The following is a 26,941-nucleotide window of genomic DNA, read 5'->3' on the forward strand; positions in this document are numbered from 1 at the left end:
ACCGCATTTTTTATATGTGTATTTATGAGAAATATTAACGAGAGAGGTTATAAAAATACATACTACCTAGGAGGTAACAGGAGTAATAACACGACTTACGCCCTAAAATGATGACATTGGTTTTATTGATGGGATTGACCTTCAAAATAGAGCCAAAAGAGGTAATTAAGACAATTTATTAATTATTTTTTAACAATCATTCAATATGATTTTTTAAATTAAACCTAACTTTTAATGTTATGGGTTTAAATTAACACCAAAAACTACTACTAAAGTGGTATATGCAATGTCATTTTGCAAAAAAATATATGCGATATTTTTGATATTACGCACATTTTACTTTTACTCTTTTATTATAAAAATAATACAAGAGTAAATAAAATTTAAAAAACACATAAAATCAACGAATTAAATTAAAATTAATTTTATTTTAAAAAATAAGAATCATTACGATCCATTTCATTTAAAACAGTTTGAAAACTAGTGACTAATAACTATATCAGATTTAACAGTACCTCATTTTTATTATTTCTCTGCATTCTATTCCTTTAATACAAATTATCTTTTGATCAAAAACAATATTTTTAGTGTGGTTTTTTGTTACACATATAAGCTGGCAATGTCTTGATAGCATCTGTGCGCTTACTATCAAACTTATATAACAAAAATATATCCAAATTCGTCCGAGTTACAGGCTACATGAAAAAAAACAACTCGAACAATGAAGGGATGGCTGGCTAACATTACTCGAGGCCCTTTATGGCAAACATAAGAAATAATGCACTATACTTATTGAGTTTGGTGGCAGGAATATTTCTATTTACCTCTGTGCATGCACAAACCCCTACCACTAAAGATACGACTTCCACTATTAATGCTCGAAATGAAACTTTCGAGGTGGCTCACCCAGATCAATACCATTCATGGAGAGCAACTTCAGAGCAATCCAACCGCGAAGATGCGCTCGCTGAAGATCCTCGCTTAGTGGTACTTTGGGCAGGATACCCATTCTCTCGTGACTATAACAAGCCACGAGGCCATGCTTATGCAATTATCGACGTTCGTGAAACGTTACGAACTGGTGCGCCAAAAGATGCTCAAGATGGCCCATTGCCTATGGCATGCTGGAGCTGTAAAAGCCCAGATGTTGCTAGGTTAATCCAAGAACATGGCGAAGATGGCTACTTTGAAGGCAAATGGGCAAAAGGCGGTCCTGAAGTTGTGAATGTTTTAGGTTGTGCCGACTGCCACAAAACAGATTCACCCGATTTTGCTAAAGGCAAACCGGAGTTAACTCTCTCACGCCCATATGCAGAACGGGCAATGGAAGCCATTGGTAAACCATTTGCTACAGCCAGTCGCTTCGACCAGCAATCCATGGTCTGTGGTCAATGTCACGTTGAGTATTATTTCTCTGGCGATAAAAAATCAGTGAAATTCCCATGGGATAACGGGACAAAAGTCGAGGATATGGAAGTTTACTACGATAATATCGGTTTTTCTGATTGGACAAACTCCTTATCAAAAGCCCCCATGTTAAAAGCACAGCACCCTGAGTATGAAACCTGGAGTGCGGGTATTCATGGTAAAAATAATGTGACCTGTATTGACTGCCATATGCCTAAACTGCAAAACGACAAAGGTGAGCTGTATACCAGTCATAAAATCGGTAACCCATTCGATAATTTCGAACAAACCTGTAGTACTTGCCATACTCAAAGTAAACAACAACTGCAAGATGTTGTCGCTGAACGTAAACACGCTATCCAAGAAATGAAAATCAAAGTTGAAGACCAGTTAGTTCGTGCTCACTTTGAAGCAAAAGCAGCTTGGGATGCAGGTGCAACCGAAGATGAAATGAAACCAATTTTAACCGATATTCGTCATGCGCAATGGCGCTGGGATTTATCTATTGCCTCTCACGGTATTCATATGCACGCACCAGATGAAGGTTTGCGTATGTTAGGTGGTGCGATGGATAAGGCTGCGGATGCACGGACTAAATTAGCTCGCTTGCTAGGTTCCAAAGGGATCACCCATGAAATAGCTATTCCCGATATTTCGACTAAAGAAAAAGCACAGCAAGCTATTGGTTTAGATATGCAAAAAATTAATGCAGAAAAACAAGAGTTCTTAAAAACAGTCGTGCCACAGTGGGATGACCAAGCTCGTAAAAATAACCTATTAGCCAAATAAACTAGATTCGCCCGCAACCTAAGGGCGATTTAACCAATGGAGTGAATATGAGCGTACTACGTTCGTTATTAACTGCTGGGGTGCTGGCAACAGGCTTATTATGGGCAGCGGCTGCATCCGCGACACCTCAGATTGCACAAGAAAATGCAGAAGGCCGTTGGGTTGTTACACCGCAGCGTAGCGCAGATAGCGCTTGCATCGACTGCCATAAACCTGACAAAGAAGGCATGCACGGCACGCACGCAGAAGTTATTAACCCCAATAATAACTTACCGGTAACTTGTACCAATTGTCACGGGAATCCTGGACCAAAACACCGTGAAGGCGTTAAAGATGTTATGCGTTTTAACGACCCAATGTACGGTGTGGAACAGCAAAATAGTGTGTGTTTGTCCTGTCACTTACCCGAACAGCTACAAAAAGCGTTTTGGCCACATGATGTCCACGTCACCAAAGTAGCCTGTGCTAGCTGCCATGACCTTCATCCTAAACAAGACACTATGAAGGTACTGACAGATAAAGGGAAAGTGAAAATTTGTGTCGACTGCCACTCTGATCAACGCAATAACCCTGACTTTAACCCAGCAGCGGTAAAATTGCGTAAGGAGCAACCATGAGTTGTTCTCGTCGTCAATTCATCATCTACTCAGGCGCACTGGCGGCGGTGGGGGGGATAGCGAGTCATACTCTAGCGAATACAATGAAAATAGACGGGGTTCGCTACGGCATGATCCACGATGAAAACTTGTGTATCGGCTGTACGGCGTGTATGGATGCGTGTAGAGAAGTTAACCAAGTCCCCGAAGGTGTTTCTCGGTTAACGATTATTCGTAGTGAACCTATTGGTCAGTTTCCTGATGTTAAATATCGTTTTTTTCGCCATTCCTGCCAACATTGTGAGAGCGCCCCTTGTGTTGATGTATGCCCTACAGGGGCCTCTTTTATCGATAAAACAACTGGAATTGTGGATGTAAACCCTGACTTATGCGTAGGTTGTCAATATTGTATTGCAGCCTGTCCTTACCGTGTCAGGTTTATTCACCCCGTGAGTAAAACCGCCGATAAATGCGATTTTTGTCGTAAAACCAATCTAAAAAAGGGTAAACAACCCGCTTGTGTCGAGTCTTGCCCAACCAAAGCACTGACATTTGGTAATTTAGATGATCCTAATAGCGATATTTCGTTAATGCTAAAAGAAAAACCAACATACCGGTTCAAAATAGCGCTCGGCACACACCCCAAAATGTATCGAGTTCCCTTCAAATATGGGGAGGTTAGCCAATGACAACAGCTTCAGCTTTCCATTTTGAATCTCTCGTTTGGGATTGGCCAATTGCTGTTTATCTATTCTTAATTGGTATTTCGGCAGGGCTAGTCGTACTGGCGGTATTACTACGTCAGTATTACCCCAAAGCGGCAGGCAGTGACAGTACTCTAATGAGAACGACACTGATACTTGCGCCAACAACCATCATATTTGGGCTACTGATTTTGATCCTCCACTTAACTCGTCCGTGGACGTTTTGGAAACTGATGTTCCACTACAGCCTAACTTCAGTGATGTCGATGGGGGTCATGCTATTTCAGCTATATATGGTAGTTCTGGTTATTTGGTTAGCAAAAATATATGAAAAAGAGGTGATTACATTACAACAAAAATGGCTCCCTAAATTCAGTTTTGTTCCTCGTATATTAAGCTTATTTAATCGCGTTGTGCGCTTTCTCGATATCATCATGTTAGTACTCGCGGTACTACTTGGTGCCTATACTGGCTTTTTACTCTCAGCGCTAAAATCGTACCCTTTCTTAAATAACCCGATTTTACCCGCTTTATTCCTATTTTCAGGGATATCGTCGGGGATCGCAGTCGCGCTAATTACTATCGCCCTACGTTATCGTAAAAATGTTCATAACCCTGAAAGTGCATTTCTACATAAAGTTGAAGGCTATGTGATTTGGTTAGAAATATTCCTATTAGCTGCATTTTTTGTTGGGTTAGCACTTGGCGATGACGGGAAGATACGTTCCTTAACTGCGGCGCTGGGTGGCGGTTTCTGGACCACTTGGTTCTGGATTGGTGTCGTCGGTTTCGGCTTCATTATTCCTTTAGCATTAAAAAAATGGGCTGATAAAGGACTAGGGGCATCTCGAGTGTTGATTATCAGTGGTGCCAGCTTATTAGGTGTATTTTGCTTACGCTTTTTTGTGTTATATGCGGGGCAATTAACAGTTGCATAACTCATTCAATCATAAAGGTGATAATTGGAACTAATACTCCCTGAAATCGGCTTTCTCTGCCTTGTATTGGCTTTATGTATCGCTAGCTTTCAGGCTTTAAGTGGAGTTATTGGTCTCATCCAACACGTTCCGAGGCAAATGCCTCAGAACGTGCTTTGGACTTATTCACAGTTTTTTCTGCTACTTACTGCCTATATTTGTTTGACCATCAGCTTTATCCAAAGTGACTTTTCCGTAGTATATGTTGCACAGCATAGTCATCGTTTATCCCCTTTATATATCAAGATTGCCGCAGTATGGGGAGGACATGAAGGGTCAATTTTCCTTTGGTTACTGTTTATATCGGCTTGGAGCGCATTATTTGCTTGGCGCTATCGCCAGCAAAATCATCTTGTCTTCCCACTGACATTAACCTTTCTTGCCATGATCAGTGGCGCTTTATTATGGTTCATTATTTTTTATTCCGACCCTTTTGAGCGGATTTTCCCACCCGCAATTGAAGGGCGTGATCTCAACCCAATGTTGCAGCATTGGGGGCTTATTTTACATCCTCCATTGCTGTATTTAGGCTATAGTGGGTTAATGGTTGTGACCGCCTTAATTCTCGCATCAATACTCACAGGCCAATTTAACCAAATCACGGCTTGGTTGTGTTGGCGTTTCACCGTACCAAGTTGGTGTATACTGACTCTCGGAATTACGCTGGGTTCATGGTGGGCATATAACGAATTAGGCTGGGGGGGTTGGTGGTTTTGGGACCCTGTTGAAAATGCATCACTACTTCCTTGGCTAAGTGCCACTGCCCTGCTTCATAGCTTATCCGCATCGAGGAAAACTGAAGGATATCGGCACTGGTCAATATTACTTGCCATTCTTACCTTCATCTTATCTTTATTGGGTACATTAATTGTACGCTCTGGCATTTTAATGTCTGTACATGCTTTTGCCCTTGATAATGTGAGAGCCGTTCCCCTATTTTTACTATTTAGTATCTTAAGCCTTATCGCTTTGTTTATTTATGGCTGGAAAGCAAAAAATGTAGAAAGTAAAACCGCTAAGGTGAATAAACGTGATACTTACTTATTATTAACATTAGTCCTATTTGCTACAGTATTATTTATTGTTCTTACTGGTACGCTTTATCCAATGATTTATGCCCTCTTTGGTTGGGGGAAAATTTCTGTTGGTGCGCCATATTTTAATCAAGCATTACTCCCATTCGGCATTTTAATGTTACTTATTATGGCATTAAGCGTGCTTAATCTACCGAAGAAAATCCCTTTCATCACCCAATGGCGATTTCCGGTTATATTGCTCCTCAGTACATTACTCAGTATTGTTCTATGGTCACACGGAATAATTATCGCCATTTCGTGTGGGTTTTTAATGGCTATTTTATGCATTTTTTGGTTACGTCCAATTCGTGTAATTAACCAACAATTACCCTCTCTTCTTGCCCATACTGGGGTAATTATTTTTGCTGCGGGTATTGCCCTTTCCGTTGGTAGCCGGCAAGAAATTAGTGTCAACCTTTCCATTGGGCAGTCTGTTTCTTTAGCAGATTATCAGTTCCAATTTAAACAGCTTAAACTCCTTGCTAAGGGGAATTACACAACTGAAAAAGCCGTTATACAAGTTGCCCAAGCCAACCACCCCTTACACCAATTAATTACTGAACGCCGTTTTTATACGGCACGTCAGCAATTAATGATTGAACCAGGAACCTATTGGGGCTGGGTACGTAATTGGTATGCTGTTTTAGGGGAGAAAACAGGTGCAAATAGCTACGCAATCCGCTTTTATGTGCAAGATGGCATTCAATGGATTTGGGGAGGTGCGTTATTTATGTGTTTTGGGCTGCTAATTGGTTGGGTAAAGGGAAGAACAAAGCATGAATAAAGCTTTAGTCACTTTCATTTTCTTATTTGCTTCGTTTATGGCTAAAGCACAAATTGTAGACGTGTGGCAATTTAATTCGCAGGAAGAACAAGACTATTCCTTGCAAATTGCCTCATCACTACGTTGCCCACAATGTCAAAATCAAAATTTATTAGAGTCAAATGCCCCTACTGCGGTCAGTATGCGGCATCAAGTATTCAAAATGGTAGCTGAAGGTAAAAATAAGAGCCAAATCCAACAATATATGACTGATAGATATGGCGAGTTTGTTCTTTATAACCCACCGCTAACGCTAGGAACTGCTTTATTATGGGGATTGCCCATCATTGCTCTGGCGGGGATTTTAAGTTTAACATTCTACTTAACTCGCCGACAAAAATATCATTATCGCCATGATAGCCCCGAAGTAACCCAAACTACAAAACAACTTTTAGTCTCCGTGACTGATGAATCGCCTTCTCAACAGAAACAAAGCACGGTGTTTATCATTGTATTATTCTTCGCCATTATGGGTTGTTTCTTTATACCCCGCTTTGAACTGACGTATCGCGAATATTTACGTATCTCTGATCCTCTTTTATCATTCACTCCGTTACAACAAGAACAAAATGACTTGTTACGTTTACAAAATGATATTCGTCAGTCACCTGAAAATAGTGAACTATGGGCAACACTTGGTGAATATTATTTATATCAAAATAGCTATGACAACGCGCTAATCGCTTATTATCGAGCACTAAAATATGGCGGTGAGAATGCACAAATATACTCCGCAATTGCAACTGTATTATATTATCAAGCAGGGCAGCACCTGACTCCAGATGCTCATGCTGTAATTAATAAAGCCCTAGCTCTTGATAACAATGAGGTCACAGCCTTAATGCTAGTTGCTTCTGATGCATTTATGAATGCAAATTACGAGCAAGCAATTGATATTTGGCAAAAACTATTAGATAGCAATAGCTCCCGTATTAATCGTTCACAACTAATTGAAGCCATCCAAATGGCAAAAATAATGGGAAATAAAAAATAATTCAAATATATAAAATTAATATCTTTGCATTAAGTGTTAATACATACTAAATTATCACTATAGTAACAAATATACTCCCCCTAATTAATGTCAATTCATTTAAATATGTAATTTTTCGTTTCTTACTGCTCATCATTATTTCATCTCTATATTACATTAAATAATTTTATGCTACATTCACCATATTAAACTCCTAAAATTGAACCTGTGTATAATAACGTAAGTAAAATTAACGCTCTTAATTTCACTTATATACGATTAAACATTTTTCTTTTACGACGTTATTTTTAGGAATGTAAAACAATCACATAAGAAATAAAAAACATGAAAAATAAAATATTTTCATTCTTAGTTGTTGGCCTTATTGCTGGTGCTTCCTTTATTGGCGGTGTCGCAAGTAACTATACACCTGATCTAGATATTATTGAAAAATCACAAAAAGCAGTTGAGGATTTTTTAGCTGACCCTAAAACAGCAGAGTATAAAAATGTTAAATATCATGAGATAAGGGAAACCCTTGACCATGGAATGTTAGGTTATGTTTGTGGAGAAGTACTCATTTTCACCAGCCAAACACCATATTCATTTAAACGTTTTATCGTTAAAACATATCTTCATGACGATGGTCGTAATGTTGTCTCTATCCCAATTATTGATGATAAAGACAAAGAGTTCCCTAATGATGATTTTAATATAATATGGGGTAAATATTGTAATAATTAATCCACCGGATAAAAATACAATCAAGGTTAAATTTAACACATTAATAATATAAAAATAATATTTAAATTACGTCTAAAACCATCACTCAATCTTACACATTTCAAACGAAATAAAGTATGTTGTTTTTATATTGATTCAATTACATATAATAAAAATATAATAAATGGTCGAATAAACCAGCATAAGCAATATTCTCATATTCTCAACTTGTTTATTTCTGCATTCAAGATAAGTTAGAATTAAGATGAGCACTATATGTTAATTTTCTATCTACCTCCATATACTATAGTGCATACATCTGCTTAAGAAAGGTTAAAAATAGTTCCATAACCTTAATCACACAACTGACTTTGAGAAAAGCGAAGTCATGCCTATCTTATCATTTTCTAATCTTGCAACGTTAAATTAACTAGCTATTTTGGTAGTAATTCTTGATTGCTTGATATAAAGTCACAACCCTTTTTTTCAAGGTTACTATTTTGGAGGCGAGATGTTTATAGGCTTTGATTACGGTACATCCAACTGCGCTGTCGCAATCATGAAGGACGGAATACCGACACTATTACCATTAGAGGGCCATAGTAAATATATTCCATCAACACTGTGTGCGCCAACAAGAGAATCTGTATCTGAACACCTATTTCGTCATTGCAAAATCACACCTTCAGATGAAATTGGGCAGCAAATATTAAGAAGGTCGATAACTTTTAATCAAGATGAAGGGGTCGATTTAATGCCTGAAGATATTGTTTTCGGGCAAGCTGCCTTAGATTTATATTTAAGTGACCCAAGAGATGTTTATTATGTAAAATCACCTAAGTCGTTTTTAGGCGCTTCCGGGCTTCATGAAACACAAATTAGTTTTTTCGAAGACCTTGTTTGCGCCATGATGAAAAATATCAAAGATACTGCTGAACATACCTTACAACAAGTTATAGACGATACAGTGATTGGACGGCCAATTAACTTCCATGGTCGCGGTGGAGAATTAGCTAACCAGCAAGCAGAATCCATATTATATCGTGCCGCAAAACGTGCAGGCTTTCATCATATTACATTTCAATTTGAACCTGTCGCTGCTGGCCTTGAATATGAATCAACTTTAAATAGTGACCAAATAATCCTAGTTGTTGATATTGGTGGCGGAACAACTGATTGCTCATTAATTCAAATGGGGCCAAGTTACCGAACCGCACAAGATAGAACCCCTTCCTTATTAGCCCATAGTGGCCAAAGAGTGGGTGGAAATGATCTTGATATCTATATTGCGCTAAAACAATTGATGCAACTTTTTGGGATGGAAAGCCAGTCGCTTTCAGGTATTAAAATGCCATTTTTACAGTTTTGGAACCCAATTGCGATAAATAATGTTGAAGCCCAAAAAGAATTTTATTCGCGGCAAAACCTTTCAGCGCTGACTCGATTAAAACAAGAAGCAAAAGAGCCTAAAAAATTGGCTCGCTTACTAGAAGTATATAACGAAACTCTTGGGTATAGCCTTGTCCGTAAAGCTGAAGAGGCGAAAATTGCCTTATCTGAAGATGCTAATTATTTAGCTAAAATTGCGCTATTGAATGAAACGCTTGAAGTTAATATTCAACGAGAGCATTTAATTGAATCAATAGAATCACCAAAGAATAAAATGATTGAACTAGTTAAAGAGGCTGTCAATCAAGGGGGAGTGCAACCTGATGCTATTTACATTACGGGGGGAAGTGCTCGCTCACCCATATTGCATCAAGCTATCTCCCAAGAATTGCCTAATATCCCTATCGTACGCGGAGATGATTTTGGTTCCGTTACCGCAGGGCTAACTCGCTGGGCTGAAACCTGTTTTAAATAAAAACACATTATTTTCTAAGTGACTACTTACAATAAAAGGTAATGTTTAACATTACCTTTTAACCTTACTTCTTCAGTTGCTGCTAGTCACATGAAAATTAATAATATTCTCAAAAAATTTAAGCTAACAGATATTAGTCAGATCGAAAGCATCTATCCTTATTCGCCAGTATATAAAATACATAAGAATAATCATGACTATGTACTAAAACAGACTTGCTCTAATATTGATGATGCCAACAGATTAGCAAGCTATTTATCCAATTTAAATAATAAGAAAATAAATATTGTCACACCAATTTCAGTAGTTACCCCAAATCCACAAGAAATAAATAATGATGTTTGGGTGCTCTATCCGTTTATTAAAGGAAGTAAATATAGCGCTTCTACACATGAAATTATTGAAGCAGGCCGTTTACTGGGGAAAATACACTCGGTTTCCTCTATCAATAATCAAGAAAAACTCAGTGAGTATAATGAATATGAGCTTGAGGATAGCGATATAATCAATGATATCAATATCATACATGACCATTGTATAAAGCATAAATTAGCTATAGATATAAATCAGTTTAAAAGATTAATGCTAGAAACTATTGAAAATCAATCGGTTTTAAGAAAATATAATTTACCCGCTGTTGCTACGCCTTATGACTACAAAGCTGATAATTTAATTTATTTAGAGTGCAACCAAGCCTTTATTATAGACCCCGATAATGCAACTTATATTCCTAGGATTTTCGATTTAGCCTTAACATTGTTACTTTTCCATAATGTATTAGAAACAGCACCAAATCGTATTTTTACTGTAGATGAATGGGAATTGTTTAAACTCGGTTATTCTGAATTCATTACAGTTACCCCTTTTGAAAAGTCTTGTTGGCAACAAGCTATCAAACATTTATTTTTAGATGAAGTGATTTGGTTAATGTCTGATTTTGAACAAGGATGGGAAAATACACGGCAACGAAATTTATTTATTTCATTGTTATCATTAATATTAGATGAAAAATTGTTAAAAAAATACACGCTATAATTTAAAACAGCACGTTGCTAGATAATATGGATGCCGCTCAAAGCGGCATCCATAAGAAAATTATTTTTTAACTTTATGTACAATATCAAAGTACTTATCTTTGTTATCCTGCTCTGGATAAATACGATAAGTATATTCTTCAGGTGTTACAGTGACATTTTCTACAACACGAGTAAATAACACTTCCCCTTGATCATTTTTTGCAGTTAATGAACGGGTTTTTCCATTCTCATCAAATGACCAATCACCTTTCATTTTTGGTTTCCCATCAAATGTAGTCATATTAAAGGTGCCATCTGGATAATATTCAGCTAAGCCAAAGAAGTTAGAAACTTGCTTATCATCAGCACTGACTTCTTTTTTGTTTTGGTCTAAAGCTTCCGTTGTTGTCCAGACTTTACCAACCATGATTTCTTCATAAGCATTTAATTTATGCTCAGCATTTTGTGATTGCGTTGCTGCTGGAGCCGTAGCGGCTTGAATACCAAATGACATTGTAGATACAACAGCAAATAATGTAGGTACTAATAGTCTTTTCATTTTATTTCCTTTAACTAACAAGCTCAAACAAGCATTTGATTTAACTTAAGGGTAACTACATAAGACTTATTATCATAATGTTATTACGTTTATTTACATGGAAATGTTTTGTTACATACGAGGAGGAGTTCTAAATAAATTACAGTTATACCAACAATTACAAATTAATTAGAATAAATATATTCAATCCTAACTATTTAACAATTTATTGATCAACCAATATCCCGCTTTACCCGGTGGATTATGCTTAGACCACACTAAATCTACATTAATTTTACGCGGCCATAGGTCATAATTAAGGCTCACTAATAGGCCATGACCGAATTGCTTGACTAACCAAGTGGGTAGTATTGCCCAGCCAGTCCCTTGTTCAGCCATTTCTAGTAACAACAAATAATTGGGAGCCAGCCAGTTTTTTTCGCTGTTAATGACGGTTTCACTGCTGCTACTTAACCGTAGTTGACGTGTCGTCGTGAGATGTTGATAGGTAATTTGTTTTTCTTTTGCTAACGGATGGCTAGCTAACACATACAACCCTAGCTCCCCTTGAACAGGTAAACGTGAAAATGAAATATCAGCAGGATATTCGATTCGTGACTCCATCATGCCAACATGAGCCTGCTGATTTTGGATCATTTCAATGACATCATTGTTTTCGGCTATTAAGAATTCAAATTCAATATGAGGAAATTGTCTATCTAATATTGTTAATACATGCTCTGCGTGTGGAGGTTGATAAATATCTGAAAAAGCACAACTTAACCGTGGTTCAATATCAGGTGACAATTCAACTCTCAAGGCTTGTAATCGTTCATCAGCTGATAAGATATCCTCAACTAGACTTAATACCTTTCTTCCAGCAAAAGTCAGTGTTGATTCACGCCCTTGCCTATCAAATAAAGCAAACCCCATATCATCTTCAAAACCACTAATAGTCGTACTCACTGTCGATTGGCTTTTATTAAGCTTTCTCGCTGCCGCAGAGAACGATTTCAGTGCAGCGGCTTCCACAAAGGTACGCAATGTTTCTATAGAATAGTTCATAAGGTATCGATTTTTCCGATGGCTGCCATTTTGTATATATATATAAAATAGCAAATAATTGCACCTGTTTTTTTTATAACATATTAGATAGCTATATATTTGAGGTAGTTATGAGCAAGCAGACAAAAACATTAACTGAACGAATTTTTCATGCAGTTTCATTTGAAATCATCGCAATCGCGATAACTGCTCCGGTCAGTGCATGGATTTTAGGACGCTCAATTTTCCAAATGGGTACCGTCGCGATTATATTATCGACACTCGCCATGTTATTAAACCTATTCTATAACATGCTATTTGACCTCTACTGGCCTCTTTCTAAAGGGCTACGCCCAACTAAAGTACGTATTGCCCATGCTGTTGGTTTCGAATTAAGTTTTGTGATCCTCGGCCTACCGATACTGGCAGTACTCCTAAAAATGACTTTATGGGATGCATTTTTACTTGAGATTGGCTTCTTTGCTTTTTTCTTATTTTACACTTATGCATTTAACCTACTCTATGACATTTTGCGTGACCGTTGGTTTACTAACCAAGAAAACCAATCAAACTCGATTAAACCAGCCATAAAACGTACATAGTTCAGCAACGACACCGAACACGAAATATGTTCGGTGTCGATGTCAAATAGTGACCCGATATTAGCTATCATTGCAAAAAACTTTGGAGAAATGGATAGCCATGAGAAAGCAGCGGTAGCGCTTAGTTTTACACAGAATAACCAATCCTCTGCGACAATTTATGCCATGGAACAACATTTAATCCGGAGTAAAACTAAATAAGATAATAAGATACTATTAACAGTCATAATTTATCATATAAGTCATTTCATCAAGGTTTAGTTATTTGCTAAGCCTTTTTGTTTTAATAGAGAAATAAATATCCCCACTTTATCTGCTGTTAATTACTTTAATGACACTATAAAACTGAGAAACCACGACGTACCTCACGATAATGACAACAACTTGCATTTGCAATTGATAATCATTAACATAAAATAAAACATCATATTATCTTATGATTTATAACCAAATGAATTCTTTTACCCCTTATAACCTTAAAGCAATGTTAGCAATTACTTATCTTAAACACGTTTAGCCGTTACCTTTTTGGCTTTAACTGAAAGAATACCGAGGTCTTATGATGAGTCAAAAACTACTTACTTTTATTCTGTCGATAACATTGCATATTTTAGTTATCGGGTATTTTATTTATATAACGACTCAATCATTATCTCAATCTCAGAAAAACCAAGCGTTGCAGGATGCTCCAGTTATTTCTATTGCACTGACTCAGGCCGCTCAAGAAACTCAACCTGAAGAAATAGCACAAGCCCACGCTATCCTTAGTAAAATAAAGTTAGACACTGTGGTGGAAAAAGCCACTATTGCCGTCCCTAAAAAACAAAAAGAAATAAAAAAAACCGTCAAAGAACCGGTTAAACCAACAACATCTACAATGGTTAAAAATACAGAGACGCCTAAGAAGCCAGTAGAGAAAAAAACACCTCTACACACTGAAATTGCCCAACAGCAAAAAGCAGGTAGTCAAGTGACGTCCTTATCCTTGGGAAATAAAAGCCACAAAACACAACAAGCCCCTAGTAATATAGACAATCAATTAATAAGTTCCTATCGTGAAAAATTACGTCAAGAAATTGAACGCAATAAACAATATCCACGTAGAGCTAAAAAAATGAAAAGTCGAGGTGTCAGCACAGTTCAGTTCCAATTAAGCCAAACGGGAGAAATTAGTTTAGTACGCTTAGCGAGTAGTTCTGGAAACGAATTATTAGACAATGCCGCATTAACAGCGGTACAAAAAAGCCGCTCAGTAGGTAAGCCACCAGCGGGCTTTGCTCAATCAATTACCCTTAATATTGAATTTAATTAACGCTAAATAAAGCTAATAACCCGCTATCGTGATATGAGTTACTATGCTGTTAATGCCTGCAATATATTGAATAGTGAACAGCCTGATTATCATTGGGTTTAGCTGTTTGGCTTTACTATACATAAAAATGAAAAAACCGTTGAGAATAGGCTTTCTAATGCTGTTTTATTAATCGTGTATGATGAACTAATCAGTAGTGAAATTCTCTACAGGCTACAGATGATTGTTGCCAAGGCTATTGCGGGGTAATCATTACCTAATACTGTTTATATAGGACGAGAAAAAGCTTATTTCTTGTTATCATCGACAAAAGCCTGATGTTTGGTTACGATCGGCTTAAAAAGCGAAATCAATATATCAAGTGGATCAATATGGAACAAAAACTACTGGCGGATTTTTCACTTTGCGCACAAACTCTTGGCGCATTATTTAGTTATAACCCTTCTGATGCCCGTGTAAATAAATTAATTCACTTATTTAGCTCAAGTGAATGGCAATCTGAGTGGCCTTTCAATAATATCTATGATTGCCAACGTATTGATAAACGCTTTCAAGATAGCTTAAATGAGCAAGAAACATTACAAGAAGCTTATCAGCGCTTATTTATTGGCCCTGATGCGCTTCCCGTACCACCTTGGGGCTCTGTTTACCTTGATAAGGAAAATAGTGTTTTTGGTATATCCACCCTTGAACTAAGGGCTTGGCTACGCAACAACCAAATTAATATTGAATTAAATCAAAATGAACCAGAAGATCATATTGGTTTATTATTGTTACTCACTGCTTGGGTTGTTGAAAATAAACCCGAGCTATTACGGGGCCTATTAGAAATGCATTTGTTACCCTGGGCTTATCGTTATTTAGAGAAAATGCAATTACAAAGTGGCCATGCTTTTTATGAAGCAACTGCACTATTAGCGAATGAAACTTTAAAATACATACAGCAAGCTATCCAATTAAATCCGATAAATAAAGAAATTTACCTTTAGTTGTTTCAATAGCTATTTGAATAGAAAATAAATACGTGTGAATAATAGCCCTAAATCAGGGTATATTTAGGGCTATTATTATACTATGGGTGTTTTTTAGGTATATGGTAGGCATCATTTAAGAACAGGATAATTTTGTCCAAGTCAGAAATATAAGCAGTATTATTGTAAACCCCCGTTTGATGTACCGAACTAATCCCTTCAGGCAATACCAACACAGGCAAAGATTGGTTCACATCCCCGATAACAGTGATCAGTTCTTGTCTAGGTTTTTCAAAACCAATATAGACCACATCAATAAATTCCCTTAAATTAGTGTTCTTAGCAAGAATGCCTTCTAACATTGTGCAATCAGGGCAATAAAATACTTCACCTTCATAATTTTTATCTGAAAAACCCATATTTAAAAGATATAACTTATATTTCATAATGTTACCTAATTGAACTGATGAGTAAACCAAAATAAACTATTCGGCATTATTGTTACTTTATTTGAGCAAGTGCAATATCAACATCTGCAATAATGTCTTCAATATCTTCACAACCTAATGAGAAACGCAAAAGCCCTTCAGTAACACCTTGTAATAGGCGTTCTTCTTCAGGTATGCAAGCATGAGACATGATCCTAGGATAAGAAACGATAGATTCTATCCCCCCTAAACTCACGGCAACTAATGGTATGCGAATTGTATCTAAAAATAATTTCACATTCTCATAACTGCCTAAATCAAAAGAAACAACCATTCCCCCATTTTTAGATTGCCGCATATGAATATCATAATTTGGATGAGAGGGTAGACCTGGATAAAATACTTGCTCAACTTTAGGATGTTCATGCAAATATTCAGCAAGCTTTTGTGCGTTTTCACTGGATCTTTCAACTCGCATCGCCATCGATTTCAACCCACGCATGGTTAACCAGCTATCAAAAGGTGCAGCAATACTACCAATAGCTACCGCAGATTTATGTAGCAATTTAGCATATTCGGGGTTGTTTGTTGCTGCCGTTCCTAAAATCACATCGCTATGGCCATTAATAAACTTTGTAGCGCTATTAATCGAATAATCAATACCTAATGAAATCACATCAGACAATAACGGTGTCATAAACGTATTATCACAAATTGTGATGAGTTGCTTTTCTTTTGCAATACGGATCACTGAGATTAAATCTGTCACCTGTAATGTTGGGTTTGATGGAGTTTCAATATAAAAAGCCTTGGTATTCTTTTTAATTGCATCCGCATAATTTTGCGGGTTTGTTGCATCAACAAATGTCACTGAAATACCATATCTTGGTAAAAATTCAGTCATTAATTGAAACGACCCGCCATAAATACTTTTGCAAGCAACAATATGGTCACCATGGCTAAAACTCAACAAAATAGCACTAATTGCTGCCATTCCGGAGGAAAAAATTTCAGCATACTTGGCATTTTCAATCGCACAGATAGCATCACTTAATGCATCTCTAGTAGGGTTAGAAAAACGTGAATAAATATAAGAATAATTTTCTTCAATATCCGATTGAGAATAAGTCGATGATTGATATAACGGAATAGACGAACTTCCAGTATATTTATCTGTCATCGGGTAACCATGTATAACTTTGGTATTAATTTTCATAAGTAAATCGCATTATTAATAAGTATATTTAAATACTTGCCACATTAATTTCAGAGTAAGCAAACATAGCGGGTGAACCGCCAGTATGAATAAAGAGTAATGGCTGATTGCCACCAATCGTTTCTTTTAAAATATTATCAATTAACCCTGCCATTGCTTTGCCTGTATAAACAGGGTCAAGTAAAATCCCTTCTTTTCTCGCCAATAGTTCAACTGCTTGTTGGCCTTTATCATTAGGCATTCCATAACAAGGGGCAAAATATTGATCCCATAATTTAATTTCAGGTAATGCTGAAAGATTAAATTGCACGGCAAGTTGATTAAGTAAATATTCAACTTTAGGTTTTTGTTGTTCTACCGTGCGAGAAACTGTAACCCCTATGACTGGGGTATGTGGTAAAAACGCTTGTAAACCAACTGCCAACCCCGCATGTGTTCCAGCACTCCCTGAGGCCACAATTACAGCCGCAAACTCGATTTCTTTTGGTTTTTGCTGCACAATTTCTAAAGCACAATTGACATAACCTATTGACCCTAATACGTTTGAACCACCTACAGGAATAATATAACTACCTTGCAAATTTAGTTTTTCAATAAGTTCCTGCAGTTGTGTATTTGGGTCTGTCAGTTCATCACAAAAATAACAATCCGCATTAAATAAGTCGGTTAGCAGCTTATTTCCATTATTCAAAAATAGTGAATTATGGCTTCGTATTGGGTTTTCTAATAGTGCAACACACTGTAAGCCATACATTGCAGCAATAGCTGCTGTTTGGCGAACATGATTAGATTGAATAGCCCCCGCGGTAACGATAACCTTGGCTTTTTTACTCAATGCATCTGCAAAAAGATATTCTAATTTACGAAGTTTATTTCCCCCCATAGCAAGGGGGGTCATGTCATCACGTTTAATATAAATATCACGGCCTAGATACTCTGAAATATTATGTAATTTCATTAAGGGAGTTACCCCATGAAGTAAATCTATTTTGGTAATAGCCGAGATTTTTTCTTGAAAATTCATTTTTAACGTATCCCGCTAATAAGTAAAACCTAAATAGAGATAAACCATTAACGCAAAGACAGCTGTTACGGTGGCATAAGGCATTTGAGTACGAATATGTTCAATATGGTCGCAATCCGTTGCCATTGAAGCCACAATCGCATCACTGGATATTGGAGAAGTCATATCGCCATAAATAGAACCAGCAATAGCTGCACCAATCATATATTCAATAGGCATACCGACGGAAATCCCTAGTTGAACGCCAATCGGGATCATAATGGCAAATGTTCCCCATGATGTTCCCGTTGCAAGAGACATCACCGCACTAATTAAGAAAATAAACCCTATTGAAAATGCAGGTGAAATAACCCCTGATGTAATTTCTGCAATATAGGCCCCGGTATTTAAATCTGAAGATACGGTCCCCATTAAAAATGCCAAAATCATCACAGAGCTAATTTTGACCATGCTGGCATAGCCGATATACAGTTCTTTAAAAAAAGTCTCAATGTTCAATACACGACGAGCTAAGAACCAAACAAAAGAAACTAAAGTTCCAAACATGACGCCCCAATATACCGAAGTTGAGCCACTACCTTTGCTAAAATCGCCATTACCAGTGATATAAAGCGCAAGAGGTACCATTAATACTGTAGATAGAATAGGAATAAAGAAATTAAGGGATGTATGGCAGTTAGGGTGGTCAATAATATCTTCATCATCCTGTTCTGTTTCTTCTGCCGCCAACATTGTCAAAGCCTGTTCTTGCGCACGTAAATCGGCTTTTTTCATTGGCCCCCAAGATGTATTAGAGAAGATATAAAACAATACTGATGCTAAAGAAAGCCACGCCATGATATTAAATACCATTGAGCTTGCTAAAATTTCAAATGGTTCTCCTGTGATGAAACCTTTGGATATTTGTACGCCAATCACCCCCATCATTGCCGCCCCCCAACCGTTAATCATGGCTGAAGAACAAACTGAAACACAGGATGTTTGAACAATATATGACATTTTCTCAGGCGATACGCCGTATTTTTTAGCCAGTGTTTTAGTTGAAGCCCCTGCGATTAATTGATTAATCGAACTTTCGATAAAAATTAATGAGGTTATAATCATCGCCATTAATTGAACGGCTTTTTTATTTTTAATTAATTTTGTTTTATTCGTTAATAATCTAACCAGTGATTTTACGCCCCCAGTAACAACAACCAGTCGCATAATACCGCCAATCATTACCATAAATAGAATTGTTTTTGTATTCCCTGGTGAAGCAAACGTATTAATAATACCATCAAGTGTCCCATTCACACCTAATAATATATTGTGATCATGTATAACGGTAAAACCGACTAATATTCCCAGTAATAATGATAATATAACTTGTCGTGTAAAAATGGCTAAAAGTATTGTCACCATTGGCGTGACAATAGTCCAAATCCCATAATCATTCATTAGATGCTCTCTTATTATATTTTATTGTGATTTTAATAAATTAAGATAATGCGTTTTCTAAATCATTTAATAAGTCAGTAATATCTTCAATACCTACAGATAAACGTAATGTCGTATCATAAACACCAATACTTTCTCTTTCTTCTTTTGTCATTGAGCCATGGGACATAGTTGCAGAATGATTCACCATACTTTCTACACCACCAAGAGACTCAGCTAATACAAAGTACTTCACTTTAGATAAGAAATACTTTGTATCTTCAATATCACCTTTTAATTTAATCGTGACGACCGCCCCACCAGTACGCATTTGTTTTTTACATAGTTCATATTGTGGATGCGAAGACAGCCCTGGGTAATAAACTTGTTCAACTTTTGGGTGTGTAGATAAATATTTTGCAACTTGTTCTGCGTTACAGCATTGTGCTGACATGCGAAGTGCTAATGTTTTAAGTCCACGTAAAGCTAGATACGCATCAAAAGGAGAAGCAATCGCGCCTAGTGTGGTTTTCAAAAAATCTAGACGATTCGCTAGCTCATCACTCTGAGTAATCACTGCACCACCAATTAAATCAGAGTGGCCACCTATATATTTACTCGCCGATAGCATCACTAAATCAGCACCTAATTCCAACGGTTTTTGATTCCATGCCGTAGCGAATGTATTATCAACACAAGTTAAAATATGATGCTTTTTAGCTAATGAACAAATTGCTTTAATATCAACTAATTCTAATAATGGGTTTGTTGGGCTTTCTATCCAAATTAAACGGGTGTTTTCTTTTATTTTTGCTTTAACTTCTTCCAGATTATTAAGGTCAACATAGTCTATTTGGTGCCCACAATTTAATGTTGAGACGCGTTCAAATAACCTAAACGTTCCACCATAAACCCCTTTCATCGCAATAATATGCGAATTTTTAGGTAATAAGTTTAATACTAAGCTCGAAGCGGCAACACCTGAGGCGGTTGCCGTTGCATAAACCCCACCTTCAATTTCAGCTAGTAAGGTTTCATATGCATAACGTGTTGGGTTACTACAACGTGAATAACAATATTCTCCATGATCTGTTAAGCTTTGTTGAACAAAAGTACTGGCCGTTGTAATTGCAGGGAAAATAGCGTGATTAACTGCATCTTGCTGCTTTCCACCATGAATTAAAATTGTAGCGATATTCTTAGTCATTATCTAAACCCAGTAATAGTAAAATAAAGAACGATATATTTATATTTGTTGCTAAAAGGAATATGCCACAGAGAAATAGAAAATTTTTTCTAAAAATTGATGACATGTTGCAAATTAAGAGAAAATTTTTCTAAACTGAGTTTAATAACATTAAAAATCAATAAATTACTATAATTACAATAAATGAGTTCAGCGTCACAATATTATTATTTAGTCACTTAACGAATAGAAAAAAGGCAGCAAAGAAGCTATAACCAATTAAAAATAAACAATAAATGTATGTGAGAAGTTAAATATATCAGTGTCACATGTAATCAATCAGTATCAATATTTAAATAAATTTAACTTATTTCTTAGGGGATTTGCTTATTCCCCCTCTATCAATACTACTGAACATGGGTTTAAGAGAATTTTATTCTCTTTGCTTTAAAATTAAAATAGATCATTGGATTAACTATTCTAGTTAAGTATTCAGAATTAAAAACAGACAGCGCAACGCTAGGATAGTATCATTAGCATCATTAGCCTTTTATTCTATTTGAGATTTTATAGTGACTTCATTTGCTGACCTTAACGCTCTTTCTGCTGAACAACTTTCTAACCTACAAGAATTGGGTTATCTCAGTATGACCCCTATCCAAGCCGCCGCCCTTCCGCCAATCCTTGCCGGAAAAGATATTCGAGCACAGGCTAAAACGGGGAGTGGCAAAACCGCAGCGTTCGGTCTGGGGTTATTGCAACATATCGATGCTAAGTTGTTTAAAACACAATCATTAGTCTTATGCCCTACTCGTGAACTCGCAGAGCAAGTGGCAAACGAACTACGTCGGCTAGCACGTGCAATTCCTAATATTAAGATTTTAACCCTGTGTGGTGGCGTCCCATTTAGCATACAACGGGATTCCCTCGCCCATGCTGCACATATCATTGTCGCAACGCCGGGCCGTTTACTTGACCATTTAAACCGTGAAACCGTTCAGTTAGATGCTTTGCAGACTCTAGTGTTAGATGAAGCTGATAGAATGTTAGATATGGGTTTTATGCCTGACATAGAAACCGTGATTGATTACTCCCCAGTGAATCGTCAAACCTTATTATTTTCAGCAACTTGGCCAGATGAAATCGCACGTATCAGTCAGCAAATCCAGCACGAACCACAAACTATTGAAATTAATAGCATTGACGAATTACCCGCTGTCGAACAACAGTTCTATGAAGTTTCACGTCATGGGAAGATAGCCCTATTGCAAAAATTATTAAGCCGTGAGCAACCTGCATCCTGCGTAATTTTTTGCAATACTAAAAAAGATTGCCAAGCCGTATTTGACGCTCTAACAGAGAGTAAACAGAGTGTTTTAGTACTACATGGTGACATGGAACAACGTGACCGCGACCAGACTCTAATACGTTTTGCCAATAGCAGTAGCCGCGTTTTAGTCGCAACAGATGTTGCTTCCCGTGGGTTAGATATCAAAGCACTAGAAATGGTGATTAACTATGAATTGTCATGGGACCCGGAAGTGCATATTCACCGCATTGGCCGAACTGCAAGAGCAGGAGAAAGCGGCCTAGCAATTAGCTTATGTGCACCTGAAGAAGCTCAACGCGCTAACGTGCTCGAAGAAATGCTAAATATGAAGCTCAATTGGCACGCTGAGCCTGAGGGGCTTCATATCACACCATTAGAAGCAACAATGGCAACATTGTGTATTGATGGCGGCAAAAAGGCCAAAATGCGCCCAGGTGATATTTTAGGAGCACTAACTGGTGATGTCGGTTTAGTAAGCGATGATATTGGTAAAATTGTTATCCATCCTACCCATGCCTATGTTGCCGTCAAACGCTCTGTTGCTCAACAAGCATGGAAACAATTACAACAAGGGAAAATTAAAGGCAAAGCGGTTAAGGTTAGGTTACTAAAATAATATTGGGCAATCTGTGTTTCCTTCCGCAATAAAAAAGGAAGGAAACACGCTATTTGTTTTATGATACGGCTTTATTATCTTGTGGCAGAGCTGATTTAGGCAACCCAAAAATTTTATCGAAAGCCCAATTAAAAAAGAAAGTATAAATTGGGATAAAAATAATTAATGCAAAATCAAGTATTAACGCCTGTAAAAGACTAATCGAGAGCCACCATGCAATTAACGGTATTAAAAAAATTACCAATGTTAATTGAAATAATATGGCATGCACAAACCGGCGCCTAAAGGTTCTAATTCGTGATTTTTGTTTTGACTCCCAATATTCAAACCCTGTATTAAAAATAAAATTCCAACTAACAGCAATCGTAGTTATCACCAATGCTAATGGCCCTGTTGTTCCCGCTGAATTCCCTGAAAGAAAGGCCAGTGCTAGCGCTGAAATCACCCACCCAACAACTTCATAGATAGTAACAAACACAATTTTCCGTTTAATTCCCTGCATATCTCCACCTCTAAATATATCGTCATCAATAGGTGGTAAAATAAATATAATTCAATGATAATAAAAGTCAGCTACTATCAATTTTATTGAAAGGTCTACCATGTCATTCAATAGTGACAATCTTATTATTTTCCTCACTGTTCTAGACAAAGGCTCATTTTCTGCCGCTGCAAGATCATTACAACGAGTCCCCTCGGCAGTCAGTATGGCAATAGCTAATCTTGAAGCAGAATTGGGTTTTGAGCTATTTGATCGTCACTCCCGTGAGCCCAAACCGACAGAGAAAGCCCTTTCATTAGCCCCCTATGCACGCCATATTATTGAAAACTTATCACAACTTAATACATTTTCCAGAGAGTTGACCCAAGGGGTAGAAAGCACTCTGGCTATAGGTGTTGCGGCAGGTATTAATTCAAATATACTCTTTGATGCTCTACGTGTTTTGAGCCAACGATATCCCTTGTTACATATTGAACTTGTCACCGCGCCCCAAGATGACCTATTACCACTACTACATAAAAAACAACTCCAGCTCGCTATTGTATTTGGTGGAATACATGTTAACTCTCAAGAACAATTTCATTATATTGGCGAGGAGTCTATTATTGCGACTATTTCGACAAAGCACCCTTCTTTGCAAGAAAGAACTTCACTTTATATTGAAGACCTCGTCGAAAGCCGACAAATTATTATTGGTAGCCGGCAGCACGAGCTCAGTGATATGCGCATTGTTGTTTCCAGCAACTATTGGAAAACAGATAGCTTTTCCCTAGCACTAGGCTTAGTCGAAGGGGGCATGGGCTGGGGGAATTTTCCCTTGTCCCTGATTAAAGATAAGCTAGCGACAGGGACTTTAAAGCCGTTACAGTTTAAAAATACGCCTAATGGTTTGAAGCTCCCTATTCATGTGGTTAGCTTAAAGAGCCATGCACTTAAACGCGGCGCACAAGAATGCATTGAATTACTGAAAAAAACACATCTTACATAAAAATTTTCATGGCCCCTTCTGACTTATTTCCTTAAATTAAATTGCTTTTTAATAGATTAATTATTTTAATACCACCAACGAAAACGTTTGCTTTTTATTTTTCTGGCTATAAAATGCGTCGGATTTTTTTGCCCTGAAAAAATAATTGGAGACTATCGTGAGCGAAGATAAAAATTATAGTCATGGCCCCGTGCCCATATCCGCGCGAAAAGGCGGGCTAGCATTAACCTTTGTAATGCTAGGATTAACCTTCTTTTCCGCCAGTATGTGGACCGGAGGCGCTCTTGGTACCGGTCTTGATTTTCATGATTTCTTCCTCGCAGTACTCATCGGTAATCTTCTTCTTGGTATCTACACCGCATTTCTTGGTTTTATCGGTTCTAAAACTGGCTTAACAACCCACCTCCTTGCACGCTATTCTTTTGGTATCAAAGGTTCTTGGCTTCCTTCTTTCTTATTAGGCGGCACCCAAGTCGGCTGGTTTGGTGTTGGAGTTGCTATGTTTGCAATTCCTGTCGGGAAAGCTACTGGTTGGGATATTAATTGGCTAATTGGTATTTCAGGGGTCTTAATGACGGTGACTGTTATTTTCGGTATTTCTGCACTTACGGTTCTTTCTGTCGTTGCTGTCCCTGCTATCGCCATACTGGGCAGCTATTCCGTTTATCTTGCGGTTACTGATATGGGGGGCATGAATGCTTTACAATCAATTACCCCGACAAAACCAATTGATTTTAACCTTGCATTAGCCATGGTCGTAGGGTCTTTTGTGAGTGCAGGCACATTAACTGCTGATTTTGTTCGCTTTGGTCGTAGGCCAAAAATCGCCGTCCTCGTCGCCATTGTTGCCTTTTTCCTTGGTAATTCATTAATGTTTATCTTTGGCGCGGCAGGAGCCGCTTCATTGGGTATGGCAGACATTTCTGATGTTATGATTGCTCAAGGACTTTTATTACCCGCAATTATTGTTTTAGGGCTAAATATATGGACTACCAATGATAATGCCCTCTACGCATCTGGCTTAGGCTTTGCAAATATTACGGGGCTATCCAGCAAAACCTTATCTATCATCAACGGCTTAATAGGTACTTTATGTGCTTTATGGCTATATAATAATTTTGTTGGTTGGCTCACTTTCTTATCTGCCGCTATTCCTCCAATTGGGGGAATTATCATTGCAGATTTCTTAATGTATCGTCACCGTTATAGCACCTTCGATAGCAATAAAATGCGTGATGTTAACGTTAGTGCATTATTGGCCGTTGCTGCTGGTGTCATTGCAGGTAATTATTTACCTGGGATTGTCCCAGTTAATGCCGTGCTCGGTGGCGCATTATGTTACGCTGTTCTTAACCCATTATTAAATCGCCGCCGCACAACAGACTCGGAGATGACACGTGCTTAATCAAACTTTCAAACATATTCATAATGCCCATTTAGCAGAACGTGATGGACTATGGCGCATTGATATCGAAAACAAAAAAATTCAAGCCATTGTGCCACAACCCGCCGGGGAAATATTGCCTGAAAGCTTGGATGCTGAAGGTGGCTTAGTGACTGCTCCCTTTGTTGAGCCACATATCCATTTAGATACAACGCAAACTGCTGGGCAACCTAGCTGGAACCAATCAGGCACCTTATTTGAAGGTATTGAGCGCTGGGCTGAACGTAAAGCAATGTTGACTCACAATGATGTTAAAAGCCGAGCGTGGCAAACATTAAAATGGCAAATTGCTAATGGAATTCAACATGTTCGTACCCATGTGGATGTTTCTGACCCCACATTAACAGCCCTGAAAGCCATGTTAGAAGTTAAGCAAGAAATCGCCCCTTGGGTCGACTTACAAATTGTCGCCTTTCCACAAGAAGGGATTTTGTCATATCCAAATGGTGAAGCCCTATTAGAGGAAGCATTACGCTTAGGCGCAGATGTGGTAGGAGCAATTCCACATTTTGAGTTTACCCGCGAGTATGGTGTTGAGTCGTTACATAAAACCTTTGCACTGGCTCAGAAATACGACCGCTTAATTGATGTGCATTGTGACGAAATCGATGACGAACAATCACGCTTTGTGGAAACCGTAGCCGCATTAGCGCATGCACAAGGGATGGGGGCTCGTGTGACTGCTAGTCATACAACTGCCATGCATTCCTATAATGGCGCTTACACTTCGCGTTTATTCCGTTTATTGAAAATGTCAGGGATTAACTTTGTCGCGAACCCACTCGTCAATATTCACTTACAAGGCCGATTTGATACTTACCCTAAGCGCCGTGGTATTACACGTGTTAAAGAGATGCTAGCAGCAGATATTAATGTTTGCTTCGGTCACGATGATGTATTTGACCCTTGGTATCCTCTCGGTACAGCAAATATGCTGCAAGTGCTACATATGGGGTTACATGTTTGCCAGTTAATGGGTTATCAACAAATCAATGATGGGCTGAAGTTAATTAGTGAATACAGTGCGCGTACATTGGCTTTAGCTGACTATGGTATTGGTGAAGGGAAGCGGGCTAACCTGCTAGTTTTACCTGCCGAAAATGGTTTTGATGCGGTACGCCGACAAGTCCCTGTTCGCTATTCTATCCGTGATGGGCGTGTGATAGCCAATACTCAACCTGCGGTAACACAAATCCAACTTGAGCAAGCCGAAATTATCAATTACGGTTATTCAGATCGAACTAAATAAGTTATTTAGCCGTTTAAATGGTTCTCTGTGGCCAACAGGTGAACCATTTAAGCTGTCTTCCTATATTTCATTCCCCCCATTTTAAATTTGCTGTTCATCTTTCATACCATTGCCATATTTATAT

25 protein-coding genes are annotated in these 26,941 nt (G+C 37.8%); 17 read left to right on the top strand and 8 right to left on the bottom strand.

From position 1 onward, the window contains the following. Positions 1–759 precede the first annotated feature (759 nt). From nrfA to P3L56_RS15070, 9 genes are all read left to right on the top strand, one after another. A complete protein-coding gene (gene nrfA / locus P3L56_RS15030; RefSeq protein WP_210856177.1) occupies positions 760–2,196 on the top strand; it encodes an ammonia-forming nitrite reductase cytochrome c552 subunit in 1,437 nt (478 codons plus the stop codon). Positions 2,197–2,243: 47 nt separating this feature from the next. After that, the gene (gene nrfB, locus P3L56_RS15035) at positions 2,244–2,813 is read left to right on the top strand and encodes a cytochrome c nitrite reductase pentaheme subunit (RefSeq protein ID WP_042845222.1); all 570 of its coding nucleotides are present in this window, start codon (positions 2,244–2,246) and stop codon (positions 2,811–2,813) included. Next, positions 2,810–3,481 (top strand): cytochrome c nitrite reductase Fe-S protein, encoded by a 672-nt coding sequence (gene nrfC / locus P3L56_RS15040; protein ID WP_042845223.1) that lies wholly within the window; start codon positions 2,810–2,812, stop codon positions 3,479–3,481. The genes nrfB and nrfC overlap by 4 nt, the downstream gene beginning before the upstream one ends. After that, on the top strand, positions 3,478–4,434 hold the full coding sequence (nrfD, locus tag P3L56_RS15045; RefSeq protein WP_272686166.1) for a cytochrome c nitrite reductase subunit NrfD: 957 nt from the start codon (positions 3,478–3,480) through the stop codon (positions 4,432–4,434). The genes nrfC and nrfD overlap by 4 nt, the downstream gene beginning before the upstream one ends. A 24-nt stretch (positions 4,435–4,458) precedes the next feature. After that, positions 4,459–6,333, top strand: a complete 1,875-nt coding sequence (locus P3L56_RS15050; RefSeq protein ID WP_210831892.1) for a heme lyase CcmF/NrfE family subunit — start codon at positions 4,459–4,461, stop codon at positions 6,331–6,333. Beyond that, positions 6,326–7,366 carry a heme lyase NrfEFG subunit NrfF gene (gene nrfF, locus P3L56_RS15055; RefSeq protein WP_166685703.1) on the top strand — a complete coding sequence of 347 codons (1,041 nt, stop codon included), beginning with the start codon at positions 6,326–6,328 and terminating at the stop codon, positions 7,364–7,366. The genes P3L56_RS15050 and nrfF overlap by 8 nt, the downstream gene beginning before the upstream one ends. A gap of 324 nt (positions 7,367–7,690) precedes the next feature. Further along, the gene (locus P3L56_RS15060) at positions 7,691–8,089 is read left to right on the top strand and encodes a hypothetical protein (RefSeq protein WP_166685702.1); all 399 of its coding nucleotides are present in this window, start codon (positions 7,691–7,693) and stop codon (positions 8,087–8,089) included. Between the two features lie 490 nt (positions 8,090–8,579). Then, complete coding sequence (gene yegD, locus P3L56_RS15065) at positions 8,580–9,932, top strand: molecular chaperone (protein WP_048607984.1); 1,353 nt, start codon at positions 8,580–8,582, stop codon at positions 9,930–9,932. 90 nt (positions 9,933–10,022) lie between these two features. Beyond that, positions 10,023–10,967 (top strand): phosphotransferase, encoded by a 945-nt coding sequence (locus P3L56_RS15070; protein ID WP_071548304.1) that lies wholly within the window; start codon positions 10,023–10,025, stop codon positions 10,965–10,967. Between the two features lie 60 nt (positions 10,968–11,027). On the opposite strand, the gene P3L56_RS15075 is transcribed toward P3L56_RS15070, so the two are convergent. Together P3L56_RS15075 and P3L56_RS15080 are read right to left on the bottom strand one after the other, a co-directional pair. Then, positions 11,028–11,507: a DUF4822 domain-containing protein gene (locus P3L56_RS15075; protein WP_071548305.1), complete on the bottom strand. Its 480-nt coding sequence runs from the start codon at positions 11,505–11,507 to the stop codon at positions 11,028–11,030. A gap of 189 nt (positions 11,508–11,696) precedes the next feature. Next, complete coding sequence (locus P3L56_RS15080; RefSeq protein WP_042845235.1) at positions 11,697–12,551, bottom strand: LysR family transcriptional regulator; 855 nt, start codon at positions 12,549–12,551, stop codon at positions 11,697–11,699. A gap of 110 nt (positions 12,552–12,661) precedes the next feature. On the opposite strand from P3L56_RS15080, the gene P3L56_RS15085 reads away from it, so the two are divergent. The 4 genes from P3L56_RS15085 (at position 12,662) to dmsD (ending at position 15,433) form a co-directional block, all read left to right on the top strand. Beyond that, complete coding sequence (locus P3L56_RS15085) at positions 12,662–13,132, top strand: multidrug/biocide efflux PACE transporter (protein WP_042845237.1); 471 nt, start codon at positions 12,662–12,664, stop codon at positions 13,130–13,132. 33 nt (positions 13,133–13,165) lie between these two features. Then, positions 13,166–13,333 carry a hypothetical protein gene (locus tag P3L56_RS15090; RefSeq protein WP_272659445.1) on the top strand — a complete coding sequence of 56 codons (168 nt, stop codon included), beginning with the start codon at positions 13,166–13,168 and terminating at the stop codon, positions 13,331–13,333. A gap of 358 nt (positions 13,334–13,691) precedes the next feature. Further along, the gene (locus P3L56_RS15095) at positions 13,692–14,444 is read left to right on the top strand and encodes an energy transducer TonB (RefSeq protein ID WP_306804101.1); all 753 of its coding nucleotides are present in this window, start codon (positions 13,692–13,694) and stop codon (positions 14,442–14,444) included. A gap of 371 nt (positions 14,445–14,815) precedes the next feature. Then, positions 14,816–15,433: a Tat proofreading chaperone DmsD gene (gene dmsD, locus P3L56_RS15100; protein WP_042845240.1), complete on the top strand. Its 618-nt coding sequence runs from the start codon at positions 14,816–14,818 to the stop codon at positions 15,431–15,433. An 83-nt stretch (positions 15,434–15,516) separates the two neighbouring features. Here dmsD and P3L56_RS15105 read toward each other — a convergent pair whose 3' ends face one another. Genes P3L56_RS15105 through P3L56_RS15125 form a run of 5 tightly spaced genes read right to left on the bottom strand, consistent with a single transcriptional unit; the run spans position 15,517 to position 20,709 of the window. After that, the gene (locus P3L56_RS15105; protein WP_272686164.1) at positions 15,517–15,861 is read right to left on the bottom strand and encodes a DUF3088 family protein; all 345 of its coding nucleotides are present in this window, start codon (positions 15,859–15,861) and stop codon (positions 15,517–15,519) included. 55 nt (positions 15,862–15,916) lie between these two features. Then, positions 15,917–17,059, bottom strand: a complete 1,143-nt coding sequence (locus P3L56_RS15110) for a trans-sulfuration enzyme family protein (protein WP_166685696.1) — start codon at positions 17,057–17,059, stop codon at positions 15,917–15,919. A 28-nt stretch (positions 17,060–17,087) separates the two neighbouring features. Beyond that, positions 17,088–18,083, bottom strand: coding sequence for a D-cysteine desulfhydrase (locus P3L56_RS15115; RefSeq protein ID WP_071548307.1), 996 nt, complete (start codon positions 18,081–18,083; stop codon positions 17,088–17,090). A gap of 15 nt (positions 18,084–18,098) precedes the next feature. Beyond that, positions 18,099–19,523, bottom strand: coding sequence for a Na+/H+ antiporter NhaC family protein (locus tag P3L56_RS15120; RefSeq protein WP_272686163.1), 1,425 nt, complete (start codon positions 19,521–19,523; stop codon positions 18,099–18,101). A gap of 40 nt (positions 19,524–19,563) precedes the next feature. Beyond that, positions 19,564–20,709 carry a trans-sulfuration enzyme family protein gene (locus P3L56_RS15125; protein ID WP_272686162.1) on the bottom strand — a complete coding sequence of 382 codons (1,146 nt, stop codon included), beginning with the start codon at positions 20,707–20,709 and terminating at the stop codon, positions 19,564–19,566. 551 nt (positions 20,710–21,260) lie between these two features. Between P3L56_RS15125 and dbpA the strand changes: the two genes are divergently transcribed. Then, positions 21,261–22,634: an ATP-dependent RNA helicase DbpA gene (gene dbpA / locus P3L56_RS15130; RefSeq protein ID WP_206227031.1), complete on the top strand. Its 1,374-nt coding sequence runs from the start codon at positions 21,261–21,263 to the stop codon at positions 22,632–22,634. A gap of 58 nt (positions 22,635–22,692) precedes the next feature. Here dbpA and P3L56_RS15135 read toward each other — a convergent pair whose 3' ends face one another. Beyond that, positions 22,693–23,136, bottom strand: coding sequence for a PACE efflux transporter (locus tag P3L56_RS15135; RefSeq protein ID WP_042845253.1), 444 nt, complete (start codon positions 23,134–23,136; stop codon positions 22,693–22,695). A 100-nt stretch (positions 23,137–23,236) separates the two neighbouring features. On the opposite strand from P3L56_RS15135, the gene P3L56_RS15140 reads away from it, so the two are divergent. The 3 genes from P3L56_RS15140 (at position 23,237) to P3L56_RS15150 (ending at position 26,817) form a co-directional block, all read left to right on the top strand. Continuing rightward, positions 23,237–24,124 (top strand): LysR family transcriptional regulator, encoded by an 888-nt coding sequence (locus P3L56_RS15140; protein WP_042845255.1) that lies wholly within the window; start codon positions 23,237–23,239, stop codon positions 24,122–24,124. A 157-nt stretch (positions 24,125–24,281) separates the two neighbouring features. Continuing rightward, entirely contained in the window at positions 24,282–25,529 is a 1,248-nt protein-coding gene (gene codB / locus P3L56_RS15145; RefSeq protein WP_042845257.1) for a cytosine permease, read from the top strand. Beyond that, positions 25,522–26,817, top strand: a complete 1,296-nt coding sequence (locus P3L56_RS15150) for a cytosine deaminase (protein ID WP_042845259.1) — start codon at positions 25,522–25,524, stop codon at positions 26,815–26,817. Before codB ends, P3L56_RS15150 begins: the two co-directional genes overlap by 8 nt. Positions 26,818–26,941: the final 124 nt, after the last annotated feature.

This window comes from Providencia sp. PROV024, from assembly GCF_032709665.1.
Classification (GTDB): Bacteria; Pseudomonadota; Gammaproteobacteria; order Enterobacterales; family Enterobacteriaceae; genus Providencia; species Providencia huashanensis.